The sequence below is a fragment of the Rhizobium sp. A37_96 genome, assembly GCF_053521765.1.
Genome location: NZ_JBNWDS010000002.1, coordinates 1,011,236 through 1,020,308 on the forward strand (window position 1 = coordinate 1,011,236; position 9,073 = coordinate 1,020,308).

At 57.3% G+C, this 9,073-nt stretch carries 13 protein-coding genes; 6 read left to right on the top strand and 7 right to left on the bottom strand.

Annotation, left to right across the window (positions count from 1 at the left end):
• Nucleotides 1–39: 39 nt before the first annotated feature.
• On the bottom strand, nucleotides 40–912 hold the full coding sequence (locus ACQZ6J_RS11380) for a MurR/RpiR family transcriptional regulator (protein WP_163994421.1): 873 nt from the start codon (nucleotides 910–912) through the stop codon (nucleotides 40–42).
• 231 nt (nucleotides 913–1,143) lie between these two features.
• Between ACQZ6J_RS11380 and ACQZ6J_RS11385 the strand changes: the two genes are divergently transcribed.
• Entirely contained in the window at nucleotides 1,144–2,262 is a 1,119-nt protein-coding gene (locus tag ACQZ6J_RS11385; RefSeq protein WP_449084066.1) for a Gfo/Idh/MocA family protein, read from the top strand.
• Nucleotides 2,263–2,408: 146 nt separating this feature from the next.
• Nucleotides 2,409–3,626, top strand: coding sequence for an FAD-dependent oxidoreductase (locus ACQZ6J_RS11390; protein ID WP_163994425.1), 1,218 nt, complete (start codon nucleotides 2,409–2,411; stop codon nucleotides 3,624–3,626).
• 295 nt (nucleotides 3,627–3,921) lie between these two features.
• Here ACQZ6J_RS11390 and ACQZ6J_RS11395 read toward each other — a convergent pair whose 3' ends face one another.
• Complete coding sequence (locus ACQZ6J_RS11395) at nucleotides 3,922–4,404, bottom strand: hypothetical protein (RefSeq protein WP_449084068.1); 483 nt, start codon at nucleotides 4,402–4,404, stop codon at nucleotides 3,922–3,924.
• 249 nt (nucleotides 4,405–4,653) lie between these two features.
• Nucleotides 4,654–5,478: a hypothetical protein gene (locus ACQZ6J_RS11400; RefSeq protein WP_449084070.1), complete on the bottom strand. Its 825-nt coding sequence runs from the start codon at nucleotides 5,476–5,478 to the stop codon at nucleotides 4,654–4,656.
• 269 nt (nucleotides 5,479–5,747) lie between these two features.
• Between ACQZ6J_RS11400 and ACQZ6J_RS11405 the strand changes: the two genes are divergently transcribed.
• The 4 genes from ACQZ6J_RS11405 to ACQZ6J_RS11420 all read left to right on the top strand — a co-directional run bounded on the left by ACQZ6J_RS11405 (nucleotide 5,748) and on the right by ACQZ6J_RS11420 (nucleotide 7,304).
• Nucleotides 5,748–6,110 carry a hypothetical protein gene (locus ACQZ6J_RS11405; RefSeq protein ID WP_449084072.1) on the top strand — a complete coding sequence of 121 codons (363 nt, stop codon included), beginning with the start codon at nucleotides 5,748–5,750 and terminating at the stop codon, nucleotides 6,108–6,110.
• A 20-nt stretch (nucleotides 6,111–6,130) separates the two neighbouring features.
• Entirely contained in the window at nucleotides 6,131–6,505 is a 375-nt protein-coding gene (locus ACQZ6J_RS11410) for a hypothetical protein (RefSeq protein ID WP_449084074.1), read from the top strand.
• A gap of 2 nt (nucleotides 6,506–6,507) precedes the next feature.
• Entirely contained in the window at nucleotides 6,508–6,792 is a 285-nt protein-coding gene (locus tag ACQZ6J_RS11415; RefSeq protein WP_449084076.1) for a hypothetical protein, read from the top strand.
• A gap of 179 nt (nucleotides 6,793–6,971) precedes the next feature.
• Entirely contained in the window at nucleotides 6,972–7,304 is a 333-nt protein-coding gene (locus tag ACQZ6J_RS11420; protein ID WP_449084078.1) for a hypothetical protein, read from the top strand.
• A 15-nt stretch (nucleotides 7,305–7,319) separates the two neighbouring features.
• Here the strand turns inward: ACQZ6J_RS11420 and ACQZ6J_RS11425 are convergent, their stop codons facing one another.
• From ACQZ6J_RS11425 to ACQZ6J_RS11440, 4 genes are all read right to left on the bottom strand, one after another.
• The gene (locus tag ACQZ6J_RS11425) at nucleotides 7,320–7,649 is read right to left on the bottom strand and encodes a hypothetical protein (RefSeq protein ID WP_449084080.1); all 330 of its coding nucleotides are present in this window, start codon (nucleotides 7,647–7,649) and stop codon (nucleotides 7,320–7,322) included.
• Nucleotides 7,650–7,727: 78 nt separating this feature from the next.
• On the bottom strand, nucleotides 7,728–7,991 hold the full coding sequence (locus tag ACQZ6J_RS11430; protein ID WP_449084082.1) for a hypothetical protein: 264 nt from the start codon (nucleotides 7,989–7,991) through the stop codon (nucleotides 7,728–7,730).
• 41 nt (nucleotides 7,992–8,032) lie between these two features.
• Entirely contained in the window at nucleotides 8,033–8,365 is a 333-nt protein-coding gene (locus ACQZ6J_RS11435; protein ID WP_449084084.1) for a hypothetical protein, read from the bottom strand.
• A 57-nt stretch (nucleotides 8,366–8,422) separates the two neighbouring features.
• Nucleotides 8,423–9,055, bottom strand: a complete 633-nt coding sequence (locus ACQZ6J_RS11440) for a hypothetical protein (RefSeq protein WP_449084086.1) — start codon at nucleotides 9,053–9,055, stop codon at nucleotides 8,423–8,425.
• Between the last annotated feature and the right edge of the window lie 18 nt (nucleotides 9,056–9,073).

The window sequence follows — 9,073 nt, forward strand, 5'->3', positions numbered from 1 at the left end:
GTGAAACATCGGTTCCGAGATTTTGTCAATTCGGAATATTTATTCCATTTTCGTTTTGTCTGCTTTTGTTGTTCCTTTTCGCCGACGCTCGGCGATGGCAACGGGGAAGGCCATGATGAGCGCCATCGATGCCGACAGCGACCGGAAACCGGCGAAGTCGGTCTCGGCCACCTCAAACCAGTGGGTCGCGCAGGCGGTGAGCGGAGAAAAGGCCGAATCGGTGATGGCGATGACGGGCACGTTGCGGGAGGCGAGGTCCTGTGCCTGCGCCAGACTGTCGGCGGCATAGGGCGAAAAGCTTGCGGCGATCGCAGCGTCCCTTTCGGTGGCAAAGCGGGCGATCTCGCCGTCGATGCCGTTGGGCGAGGCGACGATCTGATGGCGTATGTTCAGCTTGGAAAAGGCGTAGCTCATATGCGCGGTCAGCGGGTAGGAGCGACGCTTGGCGATAAGGTAGATCGTCTCGGCGGCGGCAAGGACATCGATGGACTTGGCAAACGTATCGGTCTCGATGGTTGCGGCGAGCTTGTTGATGGATTGGCTTGCGGCGGAAAGAAAGCCGGAGAGGATACCGGCCTCTTCGTCCTTTATCCCGGACTGCTCAAGCGTCACGAGCCGCTCTTCGTAGCTCAGAGTTCGATCGCGAAGCCTTTCGCGAAAGATGCTTTGCAGGTCGGAAAATCCTTCATAGCCAAGGTGATGGGCAAGGCGGACCAGAGTGGACGGTTGAACCTCGGCCGCGGCTGCGATGCTGGCCGTTGTCCCGAAGGCGACTTCATCCGGATTGCCGAGCGCGAAGGCGGCAACCTGCGCCAGTCGTTTCGGCATGGCGTTCTTGCGCTCTATGATGGTGCTGCGCAGGCTTTCGAAGTCGCGGGGTACTCTGGTCTGCGTCTCGATCGTGTTGTCCATGCGCTGTCCCTCAGCTTCCCCATCGCCCATAATGAAACAAATATTCCATAATTGCAACGATACCGGATTTTGATTTGTTCGGCACGAATAATTTTAACTTTATGATTTTAAACATATAAATGTGGATTGTGAACCCTGGGCGAGATGCGGCGCTCACAAGTGCGCTTGTCAAAACGGTCTAAATATTCCAAAAATCGCCAGACTACGGGAGATTTTGAGGAGAATGGGCAAATGAAGCCGTTGGGCGTTGGATTGATCGGCACCGGTTATATGGGCAAATGCCATGCGCTGGCATGGAATGCGGTCAAGACCGTATTCGGCGATGTCGCGCGGCCGCGCCTGGTGCATCTGGCCGAAGCCAATGCCGATCTTGCAAAGGCGCGGGGCGACGAGTTCGGCTTCGAAAAGGCGACGGCCGACTGGCGGGAACTCATCGCGGATCCTGAGGTCGACGTCGTCTCCGTCACGACGCCCAATCAGTTCCACCCGGAAATGGCGATTGCCGCCCTTGAAGCCGGCAAGCATGTCTGGTGCGAAAAGCCGATGGCGCCATCCTATGGCGACGCCGAGCGCATGCTCGCTGCGGCCAAGGCTTCGGGCAAGGTCGCCGCCCTCGGCTACAATTACATCCAGAATCCGGTGATGCGGCATATCAAGGCGCTGATCGCGGAAGGCGCGATCGGCACGGTCAATCACGTCCGCGTCGAGATGGACGAAGATTTCATGGCCGATCCGAACGGTCTTTTCTATTGGAAGAGCGAGCTTGCTTCCGGCTATGGCGCTCTCGATGACTTTGCCGTCCATCCGCTTTCGCTGCTCTGGTTCCTTTTCGGCCATGTCGAGGCCGTCATCACCGATATGGTGAAGCCCTATGCCGAGCGGCCGCTGAAGGATGGCGGTCGCCGCACCGTCGAGAACCACGATCTTGCCAATGTGCTGATGCGGCTCGGCGGCGGCATTTCCGCCGTGCTCATGGCCAACCGCTCGGCCTGGGGCCGCAAGGGGCGGATAGCCTTGCAGATTTTCGGCTCCAAGGGGTCGATCTCCTACGATCAGGAGCGCATGAACGAATTCGAGCTCTATCTGGCCGAGGGCAGGGACAGCGAGCAGGGCTTCCGCAAGGTTCTCGCCGCGCCCGCGCACAAGCCCTATGACCGATTCATTCCCGCGCCCGGACATGGCCTCGGCTTCAACGATCTGAAGATCATCGAATGCCGCGAGCTTATCCGCGCCATTTCCGGCGAGGCTGCGTCGGTCGTGGCTTTCGAAGATGGGCTGCGCATCGAGAAATCGGTGCATGCCATGGCACAGTCCTTCCATGAGCGGCGCTGGGTCGAAATCCCGAACTGAGGCTTTCGGCCCAACTTTCTCCCGATCCGGGGTGCAGGGTCAGTCGTGATTGACGCTTGCAGGCGCAAGCGTTACCCCTGAAGCCCATAGGCGGCCTCCCGCATTCGAGCGGGCCAGGTTGCCATAATAACAATGGAGTACGGATCGTGACGGGCAGATTGGTCATTGTCGGGGCCGGGCAGGCGGGTTTCGCGCTCGCTGCCAAATTGCGTGGGCTGGGTGATTCGCGGCCGATCACCATTGTCGGCGCCGAGGAAAACCTTCCCTACCAGCGGCCGCCATTGACCAAGAAATACCTGCTCGGCGAGATGGCCTTCGATCGCCTGCTGTTCCGGCCCGAGCATTGGTATGCCGACAATAATGTCGAGATCCGCGTCTCCACCTGGGTCGAGCAGATCGATCGTGCCGCCAGGCAGATCGTCATGCAGGACGGCTCGCGGCTGGATTACGAGACGCTGGCGCTTGCGACGGGCTCGACGCCGCGCCGTTTGCCGCCCTCCGTCGGCGGTGCGCTCGAAGGCGTCTATCTCGCCCGCAACAAGCGCGATGCCGATCTCCTCGCGGGTGAGATGCGCCCGGGTCGCCGGGCTCTCATTATCGGTGGCGGCTATATCGGGCTCGAGGCTGCCGCCGTCGCACGCCATCGCGGCCTCGAGGTTACTCTTATAGAAATGAGCGACCGGATCCTGCAGCGTGTCGCGGCCAAGGAAACGGCCGACATTTTCAGGACCATCCATCAAAAGCACGATGTCGTCATTCGCGAGAAGACCGGATTGAAGCAGCTGATCGGCCACAATGGTCATGTCGTTGCCGCCGAACTTTCCGACGGATCGACGATCGATGTCGATTTCGTCATCGTCGGCATCGGCGTCGCGCCCAATGACAGGCTCGCCAAGGAAGCCGGACTGGAGGTCGGCAACGGCATCGTCGTCGATTCGTTTGCCCGCACCTCGGATCCCGCCATCTTCGCCATGGGCGATTGCGTCGAGCTGCCATGGGAAGATGGCCGCATCCGCCTCGAATCGGTCCAGAATGCTGTCGATCAGGCCGAAGCCGCAGCCGCGATCATTGCCGGCGGCGAAAAGGCCTATGACCCGAAGCCGTGGTTCTGGTCGGATCAATATGACGTGAAGCTGCAGATCGCCGGCTTCAACCTGGGTTACGACGAGACCCTCCTGCGCCCCGGCGCGCGCGAAGGCGCGGCATCGGTCTGGTATTTCAAGCAGGGCCGCTTCATCGCCGTCGACGCGGTAAATGACGCGAAGGCCTATGTGACCGGCAAAAAGCTCCTGGAAACCGGCGCCAATCCGTCCAGGGAGATTCTTGCCGATCCGGCCGCCGATTTGAAGCAGCTATTGGCTTGATATGCGTTTGCAAGCCGGCCGGAGCGCGCTCCGGTCGGCAACTGCCTGTTGCCGAATCTCGGAAAGAACGTGTTTGAAGGTGAAAAAGCGCTTGCGTCGATAAATGTTTGGCCCTATCAGGGCCGCACCGGAGAGGTGGCCGAGTGGTCGAAGGCGCTCCCCTGCTAAGGGTTTTAGAGCGGCTTATTTTCCACAGAAATTTCCTTTTTTTCTCAATAGCTTGAAGAAATTTTGAAATCTCTGTTTTAGCCACCCTTGCGGAAAGTTTGTGACGACGCGTTCCACTTATCGCGGGCTAACCGACTTTCTTCGTATAGTGTAGAACGGCATGCCCGGAAAATTTGTCGCTACCCTCTGTGGGTGCATCCGTGAGGGTTGCGGCCGCCACTTTTTGCGATGCGACGTTCTCGATACCTACCACCGCCTCAACATAGAAAGTTGGTATGATCTTTCTCTTTGAAAGGCCTGCCTCAAGATCAAGCAGAGCGAGTCTTACTGCCTTCGTTGCCCGACCATGTTTCCGATAGTGTTCCGGGACGGCCCAACCGAGTTGGAAACACGGTTTCCCGTCCATCGGTTCAACCGCGAACGCTATGACGATTGCAGTCGCGATGCCACCCTCAATCATCGCATATGTTAGGCGAATCTCGCCATTAGGATTATCGACTACAACATAGAATTCGGGATCGATAAGGCTCTTCTGAACGTGGATCTCACCATCTTCAAGGGCTTGCTGAAATGATGGTAGCGCATCGGCGGGATTGACTAGGGCGGCCATTGTTTCCTCACGCGGTTGCAGATGGATGGAAATCTATAATGCATCCAAGGCTAGAAACTGAAGCACAATTGTCGAGGATGACGCTCCATGCAGTTCCTGCGAATTACCGAAGTGGCATCAGCTTGGGAAGCTTGGCTTACTACCGATAGCGTAAGTACTTAGCTGTAAAACACGACCTTCCGCATCCAGAAGAGCCTTTTACTATCAATAGGCCTGTAAAACCTCATACCCGCGAAATCAGGGCGTATCTCATGAACCCGCCGCAAGCCAGGCTATGGCATTGCGTATCACCTTAGGCACGTCGATAAGTGCCTGATCGTCGCGAGCATGTAGTTCGTCAATTTGCTTGATACTTGTATTCGCAAGATAGGAGACCGCCATAGTGCCACTCCATCTCACTACTGTTACCTCGGAAAATCGCGTCACGACTTGGCCATGCTTGCATATGTCCGTGCATATCGACATTTCCTCGCCGATATTCTCGAATTTAGGATTATTGATTATCGCAGAGTTAATGAAATAGCCCGCCCCTAAGAGGATCGCGCATGTACCACATCCAAGACTAAAGTACGCGACTGCCGAAGGAAGCCCCAACTCTTCACTTTTCATTACTGCCCTTATGCATAGTGACAAAATGAATAGAAGGAAGAATAGCGCTGCAAAACCGGTTCCGAACTCCGGCGGAAAGAATAAAATGTTTGCTACGCCTATGAGAAGATATAGAAACAATAAAGGCCAAGACGTAAGCCACCCTATTGGTTTAGAAAAACTACTATCTGATAGACCTTTATTGTTGGCGGTAGGAGTTCCATCAACGGGATGCGTCACAATGATTAAAAGCACAATCAGAGAGAAGTAAGAAATCACAATGGGAGTGCAAGCGAATGATGACGAAATAACGTCTGATATTGTCATATACTGGAAAGATCTATACCCAATACCTAGGCATCTTCCAAATAGAAAACTTGATCCAAATAGAAAAGTTACAGTTGCAGCTAAGGTAGAAAATTTAGTCAAAATATCTAAATACTTTGGAAGAAAATCCCCAGCGTCTCGCTTTGCCCGTTGATCCAATTCAATCCCCACCTAGCTTGGATAATAATTGCGTATTATCGTTTCCGCGATAAGCAAGCAATACAGGTCGACTATGTAGCCTCTTGACTCTTTTTTTCATGAGAACATAATAAGAACAAACGAGGCGAAGGCGATCCCGCTGCCGGCTTCGGCTGCTTATGTTGGCCGCCTCGATTCAACCCGAATTTGACACCTGAAAACCGCCATGCGCGCAGCATCTGGAGGATGAGAACGTGTATCTGCGAGAGAGATATTTCAAGGAAATCGAGATGTGGCCGACCGTCGATCTGCGCGACGGCTATTTTACGGTCCTGCGCCCGCAAACGGATGAGGAAGCGCATCCGCTTTTGCGGCAGGAAATCTTCCGGCTGCAGTCCGCCAACAAGTTCGAATATTTCTATATGGGGGAAGAGACCTTCAACGGTGTGGTGAACACCGGGCCGTCAAACAACTGGCTGGAAGTGGCCTGGTGCGAGGCGGCCGGCACAGCGGCCATTCTCTATAATGGCGTGGGTATCCCTTCGCGGGTGCAATGGTTCGACGGAACAACGCCAGACGAAGCCATCGATCGGTGGTGCGAGGAATTTGTGGTCCCTTGGACCGAAACCTACGGCGATGAAGAGGATGAATAATGCGAAGGCGGTGACCGGCCATGCGCGGAAACTGGACGGCCTATATCGATAGCGTCGAGCCGACGCCGCGCCGCCAGTCGCTCGGCGACCTGCTGCCGCCGCCGGTCAAGGCAAAGGCCAATCCGTTCCCGCTCACCTTCACCAAGGGAATGATCATCGTGTCATCCGGCGATATCGCCCTGCTGACGGATATCTGCCTTGCCGAGCTGCCGGAATGGTGGGAGCTGCGCGGCCTCTGCAGTCATTGTCGGCACAACGCGCCGCTCAGCCGCCGCAAGCTCAGCCGGCGAGGCACGCGAACGCCGCTTGTCCAATGGCGTCGTTATCTTCGCTGCACGAAATGCAACAACCGCGAGCGCAACGAGTTTGCCGCCCGCAAGATACCGAGAGACTGACCGTGTCGACAAAATTCGTGCCGACCAATGCCGATTTTGGAAGCCTAAACATCATCCCCCACGATGCCGTTCTAATGGTGCGCTGTACCGCGTGTGGAGACATGCGCGAAATCAGCCGCCGCTATCTTGAAGAAAAGGGCGCATCGCATGCGGACCTGAAGGACATCGAAGCGCGCCTGAAATGCGTTTGCGGCCAGAAGGCCGCAAAGCTCATGCCAGGGTACTATGCCAGACCGCATCCGGTCTACGATCCGATAACCCGCGAATGGATCCACCCGCCCGAATAGCCGCGGCTCATCCCGCCGTGCCGCCGCGCACCCAGCGGGCAATGATCTCGAATATAAGATCGGAAACCCACATGCCGCAGATACCGACGACGATAATAATCTTGTGGTTGAGTTTTTACTCCCCTCCAAGTGCGTTTGAGTTGCTGTTAGCAATGAGCGCGTGAAGAGGGGGTGATTTCATGAAGATTAAGATTTTTGCAGTTTTGGCATTGATGCCACTCGCGGCTTGCGCAAAGCGCCCCGATGCCATTGTGCCGACTGAAATACCGATGGCTGCCTACTCCAATCAGGATTGCTCTGGTCTCGCGCGCGAATTGTCAGCAGAACAAGGCAAGCTCACTGCCCTGTCCAAGCAACAGAACAACGCGGCCAACGGAGACGCCTTTGGCGTGTTTCTGGTGGGTGTTCCGATGTCAAGCCTAACGGGCGGTGACAAGGAGGGAGAAATTTCGGTCGAAAAAGGCAAGGTCATTTCGATCCAGAACACCATGAAGGCCAAGGGCTGCAAATAGGCCGTTGCGTAACCGTCACGGCGCCGGCGTGCCGCCGCGCACCCAGCGGGCAATGATCTCGAATATAAGATCGGAAACCCACATGCCGCAGATACCGACGACGAAGGCGGCGACGTTCGTGGCGGTGATGTCCCTGTCCGGAAGTGGCCAGTTGATGGCGCGCAGGTAGAAAAGCGCCGGCTCGGTCATGTAGGCGGCGGCAATCGCGCCGACGATCGGCGTCAGGAAGATTTCCCTTGCGGTATAGCGACGGCGCGACAGGCCGCGCAGAACGCCGCCCATGAAGCCCGCCACCACGACGCCAGCCTTGATGCCGATCGCATCGAAAAAGTCATTGATTGCCATACCGCCCCTCGAAAGCTTGATGTGAAGTGAGAAGAGCACTCCCCGACTTGCGATCGGGGAGCGCATTGGCGCGTAGGGTCAGGCGGCGGCCTTCACCTGCGTAGCCGGCGGCTGTGCATCATTGGCGGCGACGGGCGGCTGCGGCTTCAGGATGCCGCTCGCGCCGTCGCGCGTCAGGTTCATGGTCATCTTGATCAGGTTCGACAGCAGCAGGACGCCGGCCGCGACCTTGGCGGCCGTCGAATCCGTCAGGCCAAGGCCGGTCCAGTCGACCGTCAGCAGCGCGCCGAGAACAAGACCGACCAGGTTGAGGATGTTGTGCACGAGGTTCGTATTGAACATGGGAATGCTCCTGGTTGATGAAGGTGGATTGTGAGGGAGGGTCAACCGCCAGACTTGGCGGCCTTGATGTCGTCGACGGCCTGCAGGACTTTCGAGACGGACGATTGCAGGGTGACGGAAGCGGGATCGGCGCAGAAGGTCTGCACGCCGGCATAGCTGGCCTGCACGGCGTCGATGACCTTTCGCGGGTAGGCGATGAAGATGCTGGACAGGATGAAGGCGGTATGGGCCGCCTGCAGCTGCGGGCAGGCATCGTTCAGGCCGTTCTCGATTTTCGTGTTGGTCTTGACCACCGCGTCGGTGACGCTCTGGTCAGTCGTGTTGCAGCCGGACAAGGCAATGCCGGCCGCCATTGCAAAGAGCAATGCGCGCATGATGGATATCCTTCGATGTCAGGGAGGGAGGAAAGAACCGCCTATGGGCGGCAGGCATCACCGCGCCGCTTCAAGCGCCGCGAGGAACTTCTTTGCGTAGCCGGCGAGGTCGGCCGCCCGGTCCGTGCCGTTGATGATCTTGCGCGCGCCGACCCAATCCGTGCCGGTGGCGCTGAAGAAGTCGGCGAGCTTCTTGCCGGTGAACCGGCCGTTGATCATGCCATCAAACAGGATCTCGACGGCCTTCTGCGGATCGAGCGCCTTGTCCGGATCGTCTGATATGCCGTACTTGGCGTAATTATCGTTGCCGGTGATCTGCACCAGGCCGCGACCGCGATAGCGCCAGCCGTCGCCGCTCGCCTCGCTGCCATTGCCCATGCGGTTCGCATAGGCGTGATTGGCGATGCGCTCCGGCTGGCGGGCATAGGCGGTCGCCTGCGCCGCCGTGAAGTATTTCGGGAAGGTGGCGCGCAGGCCGGCCGCCGAATAGTTGAGGTTTTCCGAGATGGCGCACATGGTATTGTCCGTCTCGTGATAGGCCGTCGCCAGCATGTAGGCGAGCCAGCGCGTATCGAAGGGCTTGGCCTGCCAGGCGTCGAGAATGGCCTCGATACCGTTGACCTGATTTGTCGACAGCCGCCCGGCAAACAATGACGGGCGTACCGCCGCGAAGAATTTCGCGCGATCCATGATGATGCTTCCTGTTTT

Coding starts and splice junctions, on each gene's coding strand:
- ACQZ6J_RS11380 (WP_163994421.1), bottom strand. CDS start 912: ATGGACAACACGATCGAGACGCAGACCAGAGTACCCCGCGACTTCGAA.
- ACQZ6J_RS11385 (WP_449084066.1), top strand. CDS start 1,144: ATGAAGCCGTTGGGCGTTGGATTGATCGGCACCGGTTATATGGGCAAA.
- ACQZ6J_RS11395 (WP_449084068.1), bottom strand. CDS start 4,404: ATGGCCGCCCTAGTCAATCCCGCCGATGCGCTACCATCATTTCAGCAA.
- ACQZ6J_RS11405 (WP_449084072.1), top strand. CDS start 5,748: ATGTGGCCGACCGTCGATCTGCGCGACGGCTATTTTACGGTCCTGCGC.
- ACQZ6J_RS11410 (WP_449084074.1), top strand. CDS start 6,131: ATGCGCGGAAACTGGACGGCCTATATCGATAGCGTCGAGCCGACGCCG.
- ACQZ6J_RS11420 (WP_449084078.1), top strand. CDS start 6,972: ATGAAGATTAAGATTTTTGCAGTTTTGGCATTGATGCCACTCGCGGCT.
- ACQZ6J_RS11425 (WP_449084080.1), bottom strand. CDS start 7,649: ATGGCAATCAATGACTTTTTCGATGCGATCGGCATCAAGGCTGGCGTC.
- ACQZ6J_RS11430 (WP_449084082.1), bottom strand. CDS start 7,991: ATGTTCAATACGAACCTCGTGCACAACATCCTCAACCTGGTCGGTCTT.
- ACQZ6J_RS11435 (WP_449084084.1), bottom strand. CDS start 8,365: ATGCGCGCATTGCTCTTTGCAATGGCGGCCGGCATTGCCTTGTCCGGC.
- ACQZ6J_RS11440 (WP_449084086.1), bottom strand. CDS start 9,055: ATGGATCGCGCGAAATTCTTCGCGGCGGTACGCCCGTCATTGTTTGCC.